The sequence below is a fragment of the uncultured Veillonella sp. genome, assembly GCF_915069625.1.
Classification (GTDB): Bacteria; Bacillota; Negativicutes; order Veillonellales; family Veillonellaceae; genus Veillonella.
Window position 1 is genome coordinate 1 of record NZ_CAJZFD010000016.1, and the last position, 17,829, is coordinate 17,829.

Annotated in this window: 20 protein-coding genes; 4 read left to right on the forward strand and 16 right to left on the reverse strand. The window is 39.9% G+C overall.

Translation table 11 applies throughout. The features are described from left to right. Positions 1-126 precede the first annotated feature (126 nt). From QZ548_RS01625 to QZ548_RS01695, 15 genes are all read right to left on the reverse strand, one after another. The gene (locus QZ548_RS01625; RefSeq protein WP_005387228.1) at positions 127-363 is read right to left on the reverse strand and encodes a GlsB/YeaQ/YmgE family stress response membrane protein; all 237 of its coding nucleotides are present in this window, start codon (positions 361-363) and stop codon (positions 127-129) included. A gap of 10 nt (positions 364-373) precedes the next feature. Beyond that, complete coding sequence (locus QZ548_RS01630; protein ID WP_295867686.1) at positions 374-1,180, reverse strand: hypothetical protein; 807 nt, start codon at positions 1,178-1,180, stop codon at positions 374-376. A 126-nt stretch (positions 1,181-1,306) separates the two neighbouring features. Beyond that, positions 1,307-1,780, reverse strand: a complete 474-nt coding sequence (gene folK, locus QZ548_RS01635) for a 2-amino-4-hydroxy-6-hydroxymethyldihydropteridine diphosphokinase (RefSeq protein ID WP_295867688.1) — start codon at positions 1,778-1,780, stop codon at positions 1,307-1,309. Continuing rightward, a complete protein-coding gene (gene folB, locus QZ548_RS01640) occupies positions 1,780-2,142 on the reverse strand; it encodes a dihydroneopterin aldolase (RefSeq protein ID WP_105086149.1) in 363 nt (120 codons plus the stop codon). Before folB ends, folK begins: the two co-directional genes overlap by 1 nt. Beyond that, positions 2,142-2,978, reverse strand: coding sequence for a dihydropteroate synthase (gene folP, locus QZ548_RS01645; protein ID WP_105086148.1), 837 nt, complete (start codon positions 2,976-2,978; stop codon positions 2,142-2,144). Before folP ends, folB begins: the two co-directional genes overlap by 1 nt. Then, a complete protein-coding gene (gene folE / locus QZ548_RS01650) occupies positions 2,971-3,540 on the reverse strand; it encodes a GTP cyclohydrolase I (protein WP_005387220.1) in 570 nt (189 codons plus the stop codon). Before folE ends, folP begins: the two co-directional genes overlap by 8 nt. Before the next feature lie 8 nt (positions 3,541-3,548). Further along, positions 3,549-5,105, reverse strand: a complete 1,557-nt coding sequence (locus QZ548_RS01655) for an ABC-F family ATP-binding cassette domain-containing protein (protein WP_105086147.1) — start codon at positions 5,103-5,105, stop codon at positions 3,549-3,551. A 111-nt stretch (positions 5,106-5,216) separates the two neighbouring features. Further along, positions 5,217-6,356, reverse strand: a complete 1,140-nt coding sequence (locus tag QZ548_RS01660) for an amidohydrolase (RefSeq protein WP_156719804.1) — start codon at positions 6,354-6,356, stop codon at positions 5,217-5,219. 63 nt (positions 6,357-6,419) lie between these two features. Beyond that, complete coding sequence (locus tag QZ548_RS01665) at positions 6,420-7,358, reverse strand: LD-carboxypeptidase (RefSeq protein ID WP_287293037.1); 939 nt, start codon at positions 7,356-7,358, stop codon at positions 6,420-6,422. A gap of 56 nt (positions 7,359-7,414) precedes the next feature. Continuing rightward, positions 7,415-9,016, reverse strand: coding sequence for a peptide ABC transporter substrate-binding protein (locus QZ548_RS01670; RefSeq protein WP_295867695.1), 1,602 nt, complete (start codon positions 9,014-9,016; stop codon positions 7,415-7,417). Continuing rightward, entirely contained in the window at positions 9,013-9,831 is an 819-nt protein-coding gene (locus QZ548_RS01675) for a serine hydrolase (protein WP_005387208.1), read from the reverse strand. The genes QZ548_RS01670 and QZ548_RS01675 overlap by 4 nt, the downstream gene beginning before the upstream one ends. A 12-nt stretch (positions 9,832-9,843) precedes the next feature. Beyond that, complete coding sequence (locus QZ548_RS01680) at positions 9,844-10,791, reverse strand: ABC transporter ATP-binding protein (protein WP_295867698.1); 948 nt, start codon at positions 10,789-10,791, stop codon at positions 9,844-9,846. Further along, positions 10,791-11,771: an ABC transporter ATP-binding protein gene (locus tag QZ548_RS01685; RefSeq protein WP_295867701.1), complete on the reverse strand. Its 981-nt coding sequence runs from the start codon at positions 11,769-11,771 to the stop codon at positions 10,791-10,793. Before QZ548_RS01685 ends, QZ548_RS01680 begins: the two co-directional genes overlap by 1 nt. Beyond that, the gene (locus QZ548_RS01690) at positions 11,771-12,670 is read right to left on the reverse strand and encodes an ABC transporter permease (protein ID WP_005387203.1); all 900 of its coding nucleotides are present in this window, start codon (positions 12,668-12,670) and stop codon (positions 11,771-11,773) included. Before QZ548_RS01690 ends, QZ548_RS01685 begins: the two co-directional genes overlap by 1 nt. Then, positions 12,663-13,595: an ABC transporter permease gene (locus tag QZ548_RS01695; protein ID WP_295792914.1), complete on the reverse strand. Its 933-nt coding sequence runs from the start codon at positions 13,593-13,595 to the stop codon at positions 12,663-12,665. Before QZ548_RS01695 ends, QZ548_RS01690 begins: the two co-directional genes overlap by 8 nt. A gap of 135 nt (positions 13,596-13,730) precedes the next feature. Here QZ548_RS01695 and QZ548_RS01700 point away from each other — a divergent pair, with 135 nt between their 5' ends. Both QZ548_RS01700 and QZ548_RS01705 read left to right on the forward strand, forming a co-directional pair. Next, complete coding sequence (locus tag QZ548_RS01700) at positions 13,731-14,564, forward strand: pyridoxamine kinase (protein ID WP_295867704.1); 834 nt, start codon at positions 13,731-13,733, stop codon at positions 14,562-14,564. 21 nt (positions 14,565-14,585) lie between these two features. Beyond that, positions 14,586-15,170, forward strand: coding sequence for a DUF805 domain-containing protein (locus QZ548_RS01705; protein ID WP_105090270.1), 585 nt, complete (start codon positions 14,586-14,588; stop codon positions 15,168-15,170). Between the two features lie 86 nt (positions 15,171-15,256). On the opposite strand, the gene QZ548_RS01710 is transcribed toward QZ548_RS01705, so the two are convergent. Then, on the reverse strand, positions 15,257-16,429 hold the full coding sequence (locus QZ548_RS01710) for a hypothetical protein (protein ID WP_295867708.1): 1,173 nt from the start codon (positions 16,427-16,429) through the stop codon (positions 15,257-15,259). A 175-nt stretch (positions 16,430-16,604) separates the two neighbouring features. Here QZ548_RS01710 and QZ548_RS01715 point away from each other — a divergent pair, with 175 nt between their 5' ends. Further along, positions 16,605-17,174: a helix-turn-helix domain-containing protein gene (locus QZ548_RS01715; protein ID WP_039969575.1), complete on the forward strand. Its 570-nt coding sequence runs from the start codon at positions 16,605-16,607 to the stop codon at positions 17,172-17,174. After that, on the forward strand, positions 17,138-17,829 hold a 692-nt coding region (locus tag QZ548_RS01720), incomplete at its 3' end, for an IS3 family transposase (protein ID WP_295867716.1). The genes QZ548_RS01715 and QZ548_RS01720, both read left to right, overlap by 37 nt.

Sequence of the window (17,829 nt, forward strand, 5' to 3'; positions counted from 1 at the left end):
TACCTTAAATTTAAAATACATAAACTATTATATACCTATTTTCTCATAGGTATATAGGAAAATGGATATAAAGCGATAAAAAAAGACCAGTATAGGAAATCCTATACTAGTCCTTACCTTATATAATTAATCTCGTCCAGTAAAGAAGCTGACTACAGCAATCACGATAACTGCACCAACGATGGACGGAATCAATGCCATGCCCGCAAGGCTTGGACCCCATGTACCAAGCAACGCTTGGCCTACGGAAGCACCAACTAAGCCAGCAATAACACGAAGAATAATCCCCATACTTTGCGCTTTTTTAGTAATGCGACCAGCTACAAAACCAATGAAACCGCCTACAATAATTGACCAAAGCATAATATACCTCCTATAAAGTCATCTCATCAAGATTAAGAGGGAATAAATCCTTGTTCTCCATCACTTGTGGTGACTTTTCTAAATATTGCTTTCGCATTGACCATAAAATCTCTAAATCCTTTGGATCTAACTTGGACAATGCATATATCATCGTGAAATCTGAACCATAATGGCCACGCAAGCTATCAGGTACACCTTTAGGTCCTTCCCCACCGAGACGATTATTAAAGAACCCTTGTATACGTCGATTATCTAAATCAATGATAATGAACCCTGACGCATCATATACATATAATGTATGATTGACACGTTTCAAGGCACGTACCGTATTCGTTATAAAATACTGGTCCTTCATGTCGATGAGGGATGACTCATAACCAGAATGGTAAAAGTCACCATAGTAATGAGCCCCTCTATCAGTAGATTCCAATAAATCCTTAAGTATGGATTGTTCTTGACTACTAAAATCAGAGAAAGTTTTTACCGTAGTAATCTCTCGTAAACCACGTTGGTAATTCTCTGTCTTCGGTGGCTCTATATGTTGACCACGGAAGCTAACGGGCATCAACCGAAGTGTATTATCAGATAGATTATAAATACCGTAGCCTTCATAACCTAAAAAATAAACTTTTGAATCCATAGACTTCATCGCTAATATTCGTTTTGAAATAATGGCATCACTAGAATTTACTAATGTATGCTCTTCTGGGTCTATGCGTACTGTTTTACTGTCGTAATTGCCACCTACTGCAAGCCAATAGGACAGCCCCACTACAATTAATGCTAGTATGCACAAACCGATACGTTTTATATTCATTTATACTCCCTATAAATCCCCAAGCATAAAACGTAATAATATATTGCCATTACAGTAAGTCCCTATTAATACTATCCCAATTCTAGGTATAACTGTAAATTTTATCTTTAATATTTTTGTGTATTTCTATGCCAAACTTAATGTAGCTAATCGCTCGCTAATTGACATACCCTTATAGGTAAAAGTTGGTAACAACTCATGTAAAGGTTCTAAGACAAAGGTTCTATCCCAAAAATAAGGATGCGGTATAGTTAGAGTTTCATCACAAATGGAAATCATAGAACCGGCCTCATCAAAAGCCAAAATAATATCTAAATCTAATGTACGTGGTCCCCAGTGAATAAGTCGTTCACGACCAGCCCCTTGTTCTAAGGACTGAAGTACACTTAACATTTCATGCGGATCCAAAGTACTTTTACAAGACCACATGCCATTAATAAATGAAGCCTGATCTGTATATCCCCAAGGTTCCGTTTCTATCAAAGAAGAACAAATAACCTCCGAAACTGACTCATGCCCTTGTAATGACTGAAAAGAGGAATTAATATAGCCTCTTTTATCACCTATATTTGAACCTACACTGATGTAATAGGTATACATCAAATTTGACCTCTTGTAGTGACAACCTCAACATAATCTAGGATACCAGCAATAGGTACAGATGGTTTGCGCACCGTTACAGATAAGCCAACGATACCTTGATAATGTTGGTATAAAGAGTCGGCAATAAGTGCACCTAAACGCTCTAATAAATTATGTTTTTCTCCAGTCATAACAGATTCTACAAGCTCATATACTTCTACATAATTGATAGAATCCTCTAACTGGTCACTTTGACCGGCCTTTGTAAGATCCGTAGTAATTTCAACATCTACAAAAAAGCGCTGTCCTTGCGCTTGTTCAGATGTCAAATTGCCATGGTATCCATAAAATGCCATGTTTTTTAAAACGATTTTATCCATTATTCACCTCGTAATAGGCCATCTGCTACGGCCAAGGCGCGTTTGTGCATTTTCACATTATGAACACGCACCATATCAACACCTTGGAATACACCCGTAATACAAGCCGCTACCGTGCCTTCATCGCGTTCTTCTGGAGGTAAACCGCCCAACATAGAACCGATAAAACCCTTACGGCTAGGCGCAAGTAAAATAGGGTATTCATAAGCCGTTAATTCGCCTAAACGTTGCATAACTTCAATATTTTGTTCTTCTGTTTTACCAAAAAATCCGATACCTGGATCAAGCCAAATTTGTTGTGGTGTTACACCAACCTTTAAGGCTTTATCTACAGCAAAGAAGAAGTATGCCTTCATATCTTCAATGATGTCACCATAGTTTGTATCATTACTATTGTGCATGATGATTACAGGTACCTTGTATTTTGCGGCTATTGCTGCCATATCAGGATCATAATGTAAGCCCCAAATATCATTTAAAATATGAGCGCCCTTTGAAAGTGCATAATCAGCAGTTTTAGCATGATAGGTATCGATAGATACAGGTACTGTAGATGCATGTAGTACAGGGTCTATCAATTGGGCTAAGCGTTCAATTTCTTCATCTGCTGTCAATGGTGTGCAACCAGGGCGCGTAGATTCTACGCCTAAATCAATGATATCAGCACCATCTTCAATCATTTGCGTTACATGTGCTGCTGCCGCTTCTGGAGTATTGAATTTACCACCATCAGAGAAAGAGTCAGGCGTACCATTTAGTATCCCCATAATAAGGGTACGATCGCACAAAGATAAACTTTTGCCATCATTCCATGTGTAATTTCTACGTTTAAACATTTGCCTGTCCTCCACCTAACATTGCCAACGCTTCATCTCGTAATGTGCCAGTCTCTGCTAGTACACCACGGCTTTCTAATGTAATAACCTTTGAATCTTGCTGCATGGTCCCTTTGATAAGCATACACAACTGAGTCGATGTAATGCGTACGAATACACCATGAGCAGATAAATCATTCATAATTGCATCTGCTAATTCTGATGCTAACCGCTCTTGTAGTTGCGGCCTCCGGCTAAGAATATTAACAATATCTTGAAACTTGCTAAGCCCTGCCACACACCCATCCTTAGGTTGGTACACAATATCCACGGTTCCAAAGAATGGCAACAAGTGGTGCTCACACATAGAGTAAAAAGGAATTCCTGTAACCGCTACAAGACCCTTATAATCAGTACTAAATGTTTCACCCCAGGCTGACTTTGTATCTAATCCTACGCCACTGAATAATTCACTATATAATTCTGTTACACGACTTGGTGTTTTCTCTAGCTCTGGCGCCTCAGTATCAACAGATAAAGCCGCTAAAAATTGCTTTATCCCGTCCTTTGCACGTTGATTCATCGGTCCTCCTAAACGATTTTCGTCGTCCAATCCTCAATATTCCAAATATCCGTAACCCAATCTTTATAAAATTCAGGTTCATGACTTACTAAAACGATAGTTCCTTTGAACTCACGCAAAGCACGACTCAGTTCTTCTTTTGCATAAATGTCCAAGTGATTCGTTGGTTCGTCTAATACGAGTACATTGTACTTATTTTGCATCAGTTTACATAAGCGAACCTTTGCATTCTCACCACCAGATAACACGCGCATTTGCGATGTAATATGCTCGTTAGTAAGGCCACAACGAGCAAGCGCTGCACGTACTTCTGCATTAGTCATTGCCGGATATTCATTCCAAATATAATCTAAGGCAGTTTCAGAATTGGATGGTGTATCTTCTTGAGCAAAATACCCAATTTGTAAGAAATCACCTTTTACCAACTCACCACTCACCGGTTTTAATAACCCTAAAATTGTTTTCAATAATGTCGTTTTACCTAGACCATTAACGCCACGAATAGCGATTTTTTTATTTCTTTCAATTTGAAAGTCTACTGGTCGAGTCAACGGTTCATCATAGCCTAATTCCAAACCAAAGGCCTCTACAATAAAACGACTTGGCGTACGGCCTTCTTTAAAACCAAAACTTGGTTTAATGTACTCTTTTGGCTTTTCCAAAATCTCCATTTTCTCTAACCGTTTAGCTCGAGAATTTGCCATACCACGCGTTGCTACACGAGCCTTATTGCGTTGGATAAAGTCTTCCATGCGCTCAATTTCTTGTTGTTGACGCTCATAAGCCTTAGCTGCTTGCGCTTTTTTCACTTCATAAGCCGCTTGGAACTGATGATAGTCGCCAGTATAACGCGTTAAAACTGCTTGCTCGATATGATAAATCACGTTGACTACGGAATTTAAAAACTCCATATCATGAGAAATCAAGATGAACGCATTTTCGTAGTTTTGTAAATAGTTTTGCAACCATTGGATATGCTCTACATCAAGATAATTTGTCGGTTCGTCCAAGAGCAAAATCGTCGGTTTTTCTAGTAAAAGTTTTGTAAGTAAAACCTTTGTACGCTGGCCACCGCTGAGCTCCGTAACATCTCGGTCAAGTCCAATATCCATAAGGCCCAAACCTGCAGCTGTACGCTCAATAACCGCATCAATTTCATAGAAGCCACGCTGCTCTAGAATTTCTTGCCACTCCCCTACTTGCTCGAGAAGCTTATTCATTTCATCTTCAGACACATCACCCATGCGATTGTACGCATCGTTAATGTTTTGCTCCATTACAAACAAATCATCAAAAGCTCGTTGCAATACGTCGCGAATGGTCATGCCCTTTTCGAGGACCGCATGTTGATCCAAATAACCTACAGTTACTTGATTGGACCATTCAATTTTACCTTCATCAGGAGGTATTTTGCCTGTAATGATATTTAGGAATGTAGACTTGCCTTCACCATTAGCACCAATTAACCCTACATGTTCACCTTTCAACAAGCGGAATGATGCATCATCTAAAATTTGTCGCGCTCCAAAACCATGGGTTACATTTGAAACGGTTAAAACACTCATATCTATCTCCACCGGAATAAAAGCCGTCTTGTTGAAGACGGCTTGTTTCATACTTACTTAAATATTATATCTATTGTACCTTTTTGACCTCTATATGTCAAAAATTGAACATCACTTACCCAATGCATAACGCAAGGCTACCACAGCCATAATCTTAGCGCCCTTAATCGCTTGCTCCAATCCATAGTCGGAACCTGCTGCACAAGTGAACTCTGGTGTATGAGCCTCTAAACCTAACCCAATCTGTAAAGTAGGCTGTGCTGTTGGTACTTCATAAGATACATTTCCTACATCTGTACTACCATCAGCCTCATCATCAGGCAATATACGAGGCGTTTCACCAAATTCAGTCATCACATCGTTAAAGAGAGCTAATAGTTGTTTATCTTGACGCATATCCTTAAAGAGAGGCTCATAATGATGCATCTCAACACGGGCGCCATAAGATGCTGCAATTTCTTGAGCAGCCTCTTTGATAGCCGGCAAAATAATACCTTCTAAATCGTCCACCGTACTACCGCGAACAGTCATGCGAATCGTAGCCTTAGAAGTTACTACATTTGGTGCTGTACCAGCTTCGGTAAAAATGGTCCCTACAATAGCCCCTTTAGGAAATGTTTTCTTTAACTCTTTTATTTTTTGATATAAATCTACAGCACAGTCTAAGGCATTAATACCAGAGTCAGTTAATGATGCTATATGACAAGACCGTCCATGGAAGGTAATCTCTAGTGGATGCGTCGCTAATGATGTGCCCCCTACCTCATTTTCACCGCCTGGATGAATGATTAGTGCCGCCTCATAGCCCTTAAATAAACCAGCCTCAGCCATGTATACTTTACCACCAATAGTTTCCTCCGCAGGACAACCAAAGAAGGTCGTTCCCCACGTTTCCGGTACACTTTGACTGAAGGCAATAGCCGCCCCTAAACTCATCATAGCAATGAGATTATGTCCGCAACCATGGCCGAGTTCTGGTAGTGCATCATATTCACCTAAAAAGGCTATTTTATGCTGTGCAGTACCGTTATAGTCACCCCGTAACGCCGTTTGTAACTCTGGAAGATCAGTTAGCCCCACTTGAGATGTAAAATTATGATTTTCTAAGAATTGGTTAATTACCTTAACTGCTTTATGCTCGTTTAAGCCCAATTCTGGGTTATCGTGTAAATATAAGGAGATATCGCGCAATTCCTCTGTCATACTATCTATGATGGCACAGGCACGAGCCTCTCGTTCTTGTAATGTCATAACTTCCCTTTTTAATTTCTAATTTATACTGTTTATTATTTATTCTATCTAAGAAGAATGTGTCTATTTCGTATAGGGATGAACAATTATGGTATTTGAAATATACCTAAAGTTTATCATCGCTCCTAGTGGTAATGTTTGATGCGGCGTTCCATGACCTGTTGGGACATAACATACAAAAGGCTCCAACAATTCAGGGTCTCTATTTTCCTCCATGTAGCGTAACGCTTCATAGCCTAAATCGTAATCACGCTCATCATCGTCGCCTTCACAATCTGTAAAAGTACCAATCACTAAACCTTTAATACGACTCAATAAACCACTGAGACGAAATTGTTGTAACATGCGATCCAGCTTATACGGTGCTTCTCCTACATCTTCAATAAATAGCAACGTGTCCTCCCAAGACTCGTCCTCTAAAAAATAAGGCGTTCCTAACAACATAGATAACATCGTCATATTACCACCTCGTAAAATCCCTTCTCCCAGCTCAGTACCAATGGCACCACGCGGCGGTTCAGGTAATGGTTCTATGACTTGTAATTTACCTTCTAAAGCTACAAATAATGCATCTATATCAGTCTTACGTTCTTCTTTAAAGTCTACGCCCATCGGCCCGTGATACGTAATAAGTCGGCTATATCGATTGATTGCCATGTGAAGTGCTGTACAATCACTATACCCAATAAAAGCCTTTCGATGCTTACGGATTGCTGTATAATCTAATAAATCTAGATAACGCATCGTTCCGTAACCACCGCGCAAAGCTAGTACCGCCTCACAAGGTGCGTTGGTCATCATATATTGGAACTCTTCGGCTTGCTCCTCTGGTGTACCACCATACAAGCCTTTGCGATGTGCACTTTCACCCAAAAGAACATTATAGCCCTTTGCGTTACAAATTTCTTCTATTCTATGTAAATCTTCATCGCTTGCACTAGCAGGAGCCATAATGCCTATGGTCATGCCCGGTGCTAAGCGCTTTGGTTCAATCCAGTTCATATGTCCTCATAAAATACAACAAAAGACGTACACATAGTGTACGTCTTAAGTGTATCTTATTTGTATGCTTTTTTAAAGTCAACAAGGCCTAATGTAGTCCAGAAATAATTTTGAATACTTCCATTTGTTACATATGGTTGTGTTGTGAAATACAATGGCATTACTAGAGATTCATCAAAAATCATCTGTTCTGCTTTATGCATCAACGCATCCCGTTCAGCCCCATTTGGTGTTGTACGAATACGAGCGATTAACTCGTTATAATCATCACTATGGTACTGACTATCATTGTCTTCAGCAGAGAATACTTCTAAGAAGTTTTGTGGATCACTGTAATCCGCAACCCAAGAAGCACGAGCAACTTGATATTTACCAGCTTCGCGGTCGGCTAAGAATACCTTTGTCTCTTGATTTTGTAAGCGCACATCTGCACCAAATGCATTGACCCAAGCATCTTGTACAGCTTCGGCAATCGCTTTATGTAATTCACTTGTATTATACAAAATCGTAATTGGAGGCAATGGATGATTTTTATCATAGCCTGCTTTTTTCAAGATTTCTTTAGCTTGTTCTACATCTTCATAAACTAGATAGCTACCCGCTTCACGGAAATCTTCACGTCCATTACTTTCAAGCATACCATAAGGAACAAAGGCATAGGCCGTCTCTTTACCACCGCGAACAATATTGTTAACGATGTTAGCACGGTTGATAACCATGGAGAAAGCTTTACGCACCTCAGGATCTGTGAAAGGATCTGCTTTCACATTGAATACGTAATAATAGTTACCAAGCATAGGTCCAATATGTAATAGACCTGCCTCTTCTAATCGTTTTTGGTCCGCTACAGGAGGCTCAACCGTCATATCTGCTTCGCCACCTTCAACCAATGTAAGGCGTGTGCTTTGGGATTCACTAATAGGCCAATTCATTTTCTCTGTTTTCACAGAATCTGCATCCCAATAGTTAGGATTCTTAATGAAATCCATTTCTCCATTATGCTTCCAGGATAGTAAGCGGTATGGACCATTAGATACAAATGTATCTGCATTGGCAGCCCAGTTTTCATGAGCCTCTATAGCTTTTTGGCTCACTGGATAATAGCTATGAGAAGCTAGTAATTTTAAGAAATACGCTGTTGGATTCTCTAAGGTAACTACTAATGTATTATCATCAGTGGCCTTAACGCCAACATCATCAGCTGAAGCGTCACCATTATTAAAGGCTTCGCCATTTTTTAATACATATAACATATATGCATTGTCCGCATGGACTTCAGGGTCTAATACGCGTTTCCACGCGTATTCAAAGTCATGAGCCGTCAAAGGCTCTCCATTAGACCATTTCAAATCAGGTCGTAAATGGAAGGTATACTCGCGACCATCATCAGAAATATCCCAGCTTTTAGCAAGTGCTGCCTCTGGTTCACTTTCATCATTTAAACGAACTAAACCGTCAAATAATTGAAGTTGAACTGTAGCCTCCGGAGAGGTAGTAGACTTTGCTGGATCCAATGTGGATGGTTCCTGCTCAATAACATATCGAATGGTATGCTCATCAATTGGTTGCTCCCCGCGAGGATAACCAAATACAAACAAGAGCACACTCACCCCAAGAGCAAGGACCATGAGTTTTAACAAATTTCGTTTATCCATCATGGCAATGCTTCCTCTACAAATTCTTTCATGATACGCCCTACTCGAGCGCCTAACTCTTTACCTCGGTCATTATCAATATCGCTCATCAAAAGGATAAAGCAAAAATGACCTCTAAACGTTTCCAATATGCCCCCATCATGCTCTACGCGATCAAGGGATCCTGTTTTATGGTGAAAGCGTACATCTTCCCCCCAATAAAACGGCAAAATATCACGGAATTGTTGGCGACCTAAAATGTTCCACATTTCTCGGCCATAAAAATCTCTATCACGACATTCAAAAATGTGTTTATAGAGACGAGCTAACGCCATAGCAGTCATACGATTATCACGGCCTTCGGCGAGAGCTTCAAAGTCCATCATCATGCGATTAAGTTCTATCTCATCTACACCAAGCTGTTCTGCACGAGCATTGATATTTTCCATTCCAAGAACTGTAATGAGCAAATTTGTCGCAATATTATCGCTGAGAACCATCATAAGACGGCATAACTCAAGATAGGTAAAGCTATGCTTTGCAACTAATTCTTGTAAAGCACCACCACCTTCAACACGAGGTGTTCTAGATAGTGGAACTGTGTCATTAAGATCTAACTGTTCAGTACGAGCTAAATGGAACACATACTCCATGATGAGTACCTTAATCAAACTTGCACTAGAATGTACCGTATCCTCCCCTTTAGAAGCGATAATAATCGGTTCCTCTTCATCGTCAAATTGAAGTACTACATAGGATATATTTCCTTTTGGTGCTAATTCTTTAATAACTGTATCGAGTTGATGCTCCAAGGACTTGCCAACAAGTAACTTTTCCATACTATTCTCCCATTATATGTGCCAGCATGCGATGCGGCGATCTGCCCAATCACGAAGAGGTGGACGTTCTGCAAAGCAACGACCCTCTGCTTCTGGACATCGACCACTAAACAAACAACCTTTCGGTGGGTCTAGTGGATTTGGTGGGTCCCCTTTAAGAGGTGCTCCAATTGGAGCATGCGGTATAACAGGACCGTTTAAGGCGGTCAAAGCACGAGTATACGGATGTTGTGGGAATTCGTATAAATCCAACGCTGGACCTTCTTCCATAACAGCCCCTAAATACATAACTACCATGCGATGACTGATGTAGCGCACCATATTTAAATCATGAGAAATAAAGAGGTACGAAATACCATGTTGTTCTTGTAATCTCTCAAGCAAGGTCATAATTTGTACTTGAATCGATACATCTAGTGCTGAAATCGGTTCATCACAGATGATGCACTGCGGCTGCATAATAAGAGCTCGTGCAATACCGATACGTTGACGTTGGCCACCTGACAATTCATGAGCATAACGCTCACCAAAGGACATGTTCAAACCAACTTGATCAAGCACTTCTTTTACACGAATAACACGATCGCGAGGTGTATATTTTGGATCTAGCTCCAATGGTTCCTCTAGAATCGCATTAACTGTAAGACGTGGATTAAGAGATGCATAAGGGTTTTGGAATACCATTTGCATCACCGGATGAACAGCTTTTCGATCCACATAAGGATCAATCTGACGACCGTTCATATAAATAGAACCTAATGTAGCTTGATGTAAGCCCATCAAAGTGTAGCCAAATGTGGATTTACCACATCCAGACTCACCTACGATACCAAGGGTTTCCCCTGGTGATTGATATAGGCTCACGCCTTGTACAGCATGTACCGTGTGTTTTGGCTTAAATAAGCCTCCTGACAGAGTGAACTCTTTAACGAGATTGTCAGTTTCCCATACGTAACTCATTAAAGTCCCTCCAACTTAGCTAACCAACATGTAAATTGGTGACCTTCACCAACATTTGTAACCATAGGAATACGATTACCACAGATACGCATAGCCCACTTGCACCGTGGATTAAATGCACACCCTCGTGGTAAATCAAATAGATCTGGCGGTTGACCTTCAACGGCTTTTAATTCACCATGCCATTTACCTTGTGGTAAAGCGAGTAACAAGCCCAATGTATACGGATGACGAGGTTCATTAAAGATACCTTCTACCGTAGCAGATTCAACACATTTGCCAGCATACATAACCATAACGCGATCGCAGATTTGAGCAATAACACGTAAGTTATGAGAAATAAAGATAATACCAATACCAGCTTCTACAGCTAATGTTTGCATAAGGCGCAAGATTTGAGCCTCTGTTGTAATATCTAGAGCCGTTGTCGGTTCATCACAAATCAAAACCTTTGGACGACCAGCGACAGCCATGGCGATACATACCCGTTGGCGCATACCACCACTCAACTCATGAGGATATTGAGATAATCGTCTTTCCGGTGTTGAAAGACCCATTTTCTTTAATAAGTCGATGGCAATCGCTCGTTCATCATAATCGTCACCATACGCATTGGTACGATTGATAACCTCATACATTTGCTCCCCAATCGTCATGATTGGATTCAAAGATGTCATAGGATCTTGGAATACCATGGCAACAGTAGTACCGCGGAGTTCATTCCAATCATCTTCAGTGAATTCGAGGCAATCATTGCCATCAATCATAAATGTATCGGCTTTGATTTTTGTTTTACCATATGGTAGTAATCCCATTAAGGAATTAACTAGCACAGATTTACCACAGCCTGATTCACCAACAATACCTAAAATCTCACCTGGTTGTAAGGAGATATCTTGATTACGAATAACCCGTAAAGGGCCTTGGAAGGTATCGATGGTAATGGACACATTGCGCACATCAACAATTGCGTTATTCATTATCTATCTCCTTCCTTAGGGTCTAACACATTACGTAAGCCATCGCCAAGGAATGCGAAACCAAGCATGGTAACGCTAATGGCAACAGCAGGGAAAATCAATTGGAATGGATAGGAGCGCATACTACTAATCCCTTCAGAAGCGAGTACACCCCAGCTCGCCATAGGTGCATTTACACCTAAGCCGATAAAGCTAAGGAAGGCTTCTGTAAAAATAGCCTCTGGGATGGCCAAGGTCAATGTAATGATGATTGGTCCCACGCAGTTTGGCAAAATATGACGCAATAAAATGCGATATTTTGGAATCCCCATCGCTTCAGCAGCAATGATGTATTCTTCGTTTTTCACTTTCAAAATTTGGCTACGTACAATACGGGCCATATTCAGCCAGTAGGCGATACCCAATGCTACGAAAATAGACGTTAAACCAGGGCCAAGTACAACCATCAACAAAATTACATACAGTAAAAGTGGAATGCCGTACAAAACATCTACGATGCCCATCATGATGCGGTCAACCTTGCCACCAAGGTAACCTGCAATACCGCCATAAGTAACGCCGATAACAAGATTGATAAACGCCGCTACAAAACCGATAGTTAAGGAAATGCGAGCGCCGTACATAACGCGCGTATAAATATCGCGGCCCAAGGTATCTGTGCCGAACCAATGACTAAAGCTTGGACTTTGGTTCGCATCAATCAAGGATTGATCCGCATAGGTATACGGCGAAATTAGGGGTCCTAAAATTGCAAGTACAATCATCACTAAGATGATAGTAGCCCCTACTACGGCCAAGCGATTTACCTTAAATCTCGCCCATTTACTAGGACGTTTTATAAAGCTTGTAATTTCTTCTTGAGGAGTTCGTTCAATAGGTAAAAAATCTTCCTTATTCATCTGTCCCCTCCTCTGTCGTAACACGTGGATCAATTAACGGATAAATCATATCCACCAAAATATTAAGAAATACTACAAGCGCACTATAGAAAATCGTAATGCCCAGGATAACCGTATAGTCACGGTTATAGATGGATGTTACGAAATACTGTCCAAGGCCTGGAATGGCAAAGATTGTTTCTACGATAAAGCTACCTGTCAAAAGGCTAGCAGCCAATGGTCCCAGGTACGTAATAACTGGCAAAATAGCATTGCCTAATGCATGACGTGTCAAAATAGTCCAAGAGCCCAAGCCTTTAGCGCGAGCTGTACGGATATATTCTTGTTGGTACACATCAAGCAACCCACTGCGCGTTAAGCGTGCAATGAATGCCATAGGTTGTGCTGCTAACGTCAACACTGGTAGAACCATATAAGATGGACCACGCCATAAGGCCACTGGGAACCATCCCAGTTCAAAGCCCACCACATAGACAAGAACGGCACCAATAATAAATGTAGGCACGGAAATACCAATAGTAGATAATACGGTAACCGCATAATCAACGATGCCATTAGGGCGCATAGCACTAATAGCACCCGCTGCAATGCCACCTACTACAGCCACCATTAATGATAATAAACCGAGCTGCGCAGAAATTGGGAATGCATCACTGATAATATCGTTCACACTACGACCTTCATACTTATATGATGGTCCCAAATCGCCCGTAATAACACCACCTAAATAATCACCATACTGTTTCCATACAGGATCATCAAGATGATACTTTGCTTCAATACTTGCTTTCACCTGAGGTGGTAATTTCTTTTCACTTGTAAAAGGTCCCCCCGGTATTGCATGCATTAATGCAAACGTTACGGTAATGATGACCCATAAGATTATGATTGCGCCACCTAGACGTCGAAATACATACCTTGTCATTGTCACTATCCTCCATAAAAAGTCTATCTGTTTTATTATACTACATTATGAAGTTAATTTCATGAATAACATCATTACATTTACAGAACGCCCTACATAACGTACAATAAAATATATAGTATTTTGGAGGTGTCTATGACAGAAGTACCTAGAGTCTTAACAATTCAAGACATGAGCTCCATCGGCCGTTGTGCCCTAACCGTTATGATTCCAATCATCAGCGCTATGCGTTGCCAAGCGGTTCCATTGGCAACAGCTGTATTGAGTAATCACTTAGAATATCCACACTACGAGTTCGTAGATTTATCGGCACATATGAGAGATTTTATGGACTGCTGGGATAAGAACGAAATCGACTTTCACGCTATTGTAAGTGGTTTCTTGGCATCCCCAGAACAAATTCATCTCGTGGAAGAAGCCATCGATCGTTTCGGTAATAAGGGACAAATGATTATCGTCGATCCTGCTATGGCCGATGATGGTCGCCTCTACTCTATCTATACACCTGATATGGTAGTAGCAATGCGCCAACTTGTTTCCAAAGCGCACATTGTAAAGCCTAATTACACAGAGGCTTGTTTCTTATTAGACATTCCATTCTCTACAGATCCTATTAGTGATGATGAATTGCGTAATCGTTGCAAGCGATTACATCAAATGGGTCCTGATATGGTTATCATGACTAGCGTACCATCCGAAACACACGCGGTCATCGCCGTCTATGATGGGCTAACTGATTATTTAAAAACATATGATATTCCTCTTATTCCTGTAAAAGCTACAGGAACTGGAGATATCTTTACTGCTGTATTATCCGGTGCAGTAATGAGGGGATATTCACCGTATGATGCGGCAGAGCTGGCAATGAATTTTACTACTAAAGCGATTCAAGCCACAGTAGATACTGTAAAATCTATGAAACAAGGTGTAGCATTTGAGCTAGTCTTGCCAGAATTAACTCAACTATAAGCTATAAATAAAGGGGAACTTATGGATTTACTCTATGTTGTATTACGAACACTGCTCATATGTACTGTAGGTTTGCTCATCGCATTCCAAGGTCGACGTATGGGCCTATCGATTTTTAATCTAACGGGACGATTAAATCGACTTCAATTTATCATATGCTTTATCGTGCTAATGATTTTATTCCACATCGTTCATTACATCGATGATCTATTCTTAGACTTTGTCGTATCCTTACCAGCTTATTGGTTTACACGGGTCATCATATGGATTTTATTAGCAACACTCTTCCCATTGTCCTGCATCTTATTTGGCCGTCGTATTCACGATATCGGCTTTAATGCATGGGCCGGGATTCTCTGGTCAGTAATTATTATTTTCATCAATACTTACTCTGCTGTATCTCCATTCAATTACTTACTGGAGCTTTTCGTATGGCTCATCGGCTTCCTCTTCTGGGTATTGCCGGGACAACCGGAACCAAACCAATACGGAAATCCTCCTTTTATGCCTGTCAATCGACCAACTTACGAGTCAATGCAACAACCAGGATCTGAATCAGAACGAGAAATTAGAAAAACCGTTCGAAAACGTCGTAAAAAACGGTAAAACCAAAATAAAAAACGTATCTCTAGAAAGAGATACGTTTTTTTTTATACCATAATATATACGATTATTTAATTAATAATCAATGCCTAGTAATTCATGAGCAGCATCAATTCAATTAATGTACAACCAATATAGGCGATAATAAACTTAACCTTCTGCTTGCGCATTCTATCATCATCAGCAATTTTGAGTCGATTTGCAAGGAACCGTTTATCCCGAATTTGCAATAACAAATGCTTAATGCGCTCTTGGCTTTCATTAGCAGTACATTCGTCACAATCAGATGTGAGTGTAGCTTGCTGCATGAAAATACGACGGTGTAATTTGCGCATTTGAATCTTAATATTATTATGTACAAATGCACTTTGCCACTGTTTCCGAGAATCAAAGTACATATACAGATATCTAGGAATATTCATAACCAAGAAGGAAATGATAAAAATCCCTAAAGAAATCAAGAAATATGTAGAGAATGAGAACTCTAACGTTTCTGTAGGTAAGTAGTGATGCAAGATAATAAAGGTAATCCACACGCCGATTGGCAATAAGAGAACTGCCGCAATATCAATAGAGCGAAGCCAGCTAGTACGGGTTGGTACATCTGGTACAGTAAATGTGTCTACTGGATCGTGAAACGCATAGTAATCTAACTGTAAAACGGATTGACTAGTACGAGGGTTCCCCAACAACACAGGGCCATTACTGCCGATATGTCGCTCTGGTAAAGGTATGAATTTCTTTACTTGCGTATTTGGTAATAAATCAAACTGGATAATCCCCTTTTTCTCAAAACGCATAGTAGACCCCTTCTCACCTAGTGCAATAGGATTGAAGAATATACCAAAGAGACTGAGGCACCAGTTACCTAATAAGTGTAGGATAGAGTTTAAAATAAACCCACCTGTATCTATATTATTTGTGTCGAGACGGATTGCAAAGGATGATGAGTAATCATCAAACCATAAATCCTCTAAGGTGAATTCCACATTGATCACATTCCCCCATTTAGTAATAATGGATAGGAATATTTGGTTATTTGGTTCAAATTCAAATGTTACAGCATAAAAGAACCAGTGATTGCGAAGAGCGGCACGCAACATACGATTGATAGTGTCTTCTTCTATATATAGCAACCGATGGTCAAATAAATCTTCTTCTAAAGGAGTATTTTCTATAATAGGCTCCTTATTTACCGCCGTATCACGATCAGATAATGCTTCATCCACCAACGCTCGTATTTTGGTGAAGATCTTAGTCATAACCCCTCCAAGGGCAACAAAAAATAGCTTTTGACATACAAATTATACCATATATTGCATGATTTATCGATAAAAGACTACTACATATACTATTAAATATAGGCATACATAAAGCCCCTTTTACATAGTTGATATGTACCCCCTTTACTGGACAACCAGTAAAGGGGGTATTTTCATGAGATATAGTTATCAATTTAAAAGGAAAGCAATTGAATTATTCTATCGAGGTGAATGGCCTAAGACACCTAACGGTGTAACAACAGATACATTTCATAGACTAATAAGAGACTGGGTTAAACTAGAGCAGCATCATGGCCCGGACATTAATAAAAATCGAGGGACTAATAAGTATTGGACTCCAGAAGAGAAATATAGTTTGGTATGCCAAGTCCTCTCTGGACAAGGATTGAGAACAGTAGCTATTGTAGCTGGTATTAATTCTGGGCAGCTGTATCAATGGGTTCATAAATACAAAACTTTGGGATACAATGGTCTTATCAATAAATCTAAAGGGCGACCATTAAAGGATTCCAAAATGAAACTACCAAAGAATACTTCACCTCGAACACTGAATGAGAGTGAATATGAAGAACTCATTCGCTTACGTGCTGAAATTGCGTATATTAAAGCTGAAAATGAAGTCATAAAAAAAGAGATTGCCTTGAGAGAAGAAAAAGAGGCTGCGCGACTCAAGGCGAAAAAGCAGCGATTATCAAAACGCTCCGCCAGCAAGGCTATCAACTAAAACATCTTTTGAAAGCTATGCCAATGTCCAAATCTACCTATTATTTTGAACTTACTAAAGTAGATCTTGTAGATAAAAGAAATACAGAGCTAAAAGATGAAATTCAAAAGATTTTTACAGAACATAAAGGGCGGTATGGTGTACGCCGTGTATATCGGGAGCTTCTTAATCGAGGTTTTGTAGTTAATCATAAACGAGTACAAAGACTTATGCATTGTATGGGACTCGCAGGAAAGCGACCGAAAGAAAAGTATCACTCTTACAAAGGGAAAGTCGGTAAGGTAGCAGAAAATATCGTCAATAGAGATTTTATTACAACTGCACCATTACAAAAATGGACTACTGATGTGTCTCAATTTAATTTCTCGTGGGGAAAATGCTATTTGTCACCTATTTTAGATATGAATACGAATGAGATTATTGCTTATGACTTAGCATTAAGGCCCAACTTAGAACAAATTTCTCGTATGTTAGAGAAGGCATTTAAGAAGTTTACGAATCTTTCGGGATTAATCTTCCACTCTGATCAAGGCTGGCAATACCAACATAACTATTTTAGACAAGCACTTAAAGAACATGGCATTATTCAGTCTATGTCTAGAAAAGGAAATTGTTATGATAACTCTGTGATGGAAACCTTTTTTGGTAGATTGAA

Excerpts from the sequence above, each read along its gene's own strand:
- QZ548_RS01625 (WP_005387228.1), bottom strand. The coding sequence starts at position 363 with ATGCTTTGGTCAATTATTGTAGGCGGTTTCATTGGTTTTGTAGCTGGT.
- QZ548_RS01630 (WP_295867686.1), bottom strand. The coding sequence starts at position 1,180 with ATGAATATAAAACGTATCGGTTTGTGCATACTAGCATTAATTGTAGTG.
- folK (WP_295867688.1), bottom strand. The coding sequence starts at position 1,780 with ATGTATACCTATTACATCAGTGTAGGTTCAAATATAGGTGATAAAAGA.
- folB (WP_105086149.1), bottom strand. The coding sequence starts at position 2,142 with ATGGATAAAATCGTTTTAAAAAACATGGCATTTTATGGATACCATGGC.
- folP (WP_105086148.1), bottom strand. The coding sequence starts at position 2,978 with ATGTTTAAACGTAGAAATTACACATGGAATGATGGCAAAAGTTTATCT.
- folE (WP_005387220.1), bottom strand. The coding sequence starts at position 3,540 with ATGAATCAACGTGCAAAGGACGGGATAAAGCAATTTTTAGCGGCTTTA.
- QZ548_RS01655 (WP_105086147.1), bottom strand. The coding sequence starts at position 5,105 with ATGAGTGTTTTAACCGTTTCAAATGTAACCCATGGTTTTGGAGCGCGA.
- QZ548_RS01660 (WP_156719804.1), bottom strand. The coding sequence starts at position 6,356 with ATGACATTACAAGAACGAGAGGCTCGTGCCTGTGCCATCATAGATAGT.
- QZ548_RS01665 (WP_287293037.1), bottom strand. The coding sequence starts at position 7,358 with ATGAACTGGATTGAACCAAAGCGCTTAGCACCGGGCATGACCATAGGC.
- QZ548_RS01670 (WP_295867695.1), bottom strand. The coding sequence starts at position 9,016 with ATGATGGATAAACGAAATTTGTTAAAACTCATGGTCCTTGCTCTTGGG.
- QZ548_RS01675 (WP_005387208.1), bottom strand. The coding sequence starts at position 9,831 with ATGGAAAAGTTACTTGTTGGCAAGTCCTTGGAGCATCAACTCGATACA.
- QZ548_RS01680 (WP_295867698.1), bottom strand. The coding sequence starts at position 10,791 with ATGAGTTACGTATGGGAAACTGACAATCTCGTTAAAGAGTTCACTCTG.
- QZ548_RS01685 (WP_295867701.1), bottom strand. The coding sequence starts at position 11,771 with ATGAATAACGCAATTGTTGATGTGCGCAATGTGTCCATTACCATCGAT.
- QZ548_RS01690 (WP_005387203.1), bottom strand. The coding sequence starts at position 12,670 with ATGAATAAGGAAGATTTTTTACCTATTGAACGAACTCCTCAAGAAGAA.
- QZ548_RS01695 (WP_295792914.1), bottom strand. The coding sequence starts at position 13,595 with ATGACAAGGTATGTATTTCGACGTCTAGGTGGCGCAATCATAATCTTA.
- QZ548_RS01700 (WP_295867704.1), top strand. The coding sequence starts at position 13,731 with ATGACAGAAGTACCTAGAGTCTTAACAATTCAAGACATGAGCTCCATC.
- QZ548_RS01705 (WP_105090270.1), top strand. The coding sequence starts at position 14,586 with ATGGATTTACTCTATGTTGTATTACGAACACTGCTCATATGTACTGTA.
- QZ548_RS01710 (WP_295867708.1), bottom strand. The coding sequence starts at position 16,429 with ATGACTAAGATCTTCACCAAAATACGAGCGTTGGTGGATGAAGCATTA.
- QZ548_RS01715 (WP_039969575.1), top strand. The coding sequence starts at position 16,605 with ATGAGATATAGTTATCAATTTAAAAGGAAAGCAATTGAATTATTCTAT.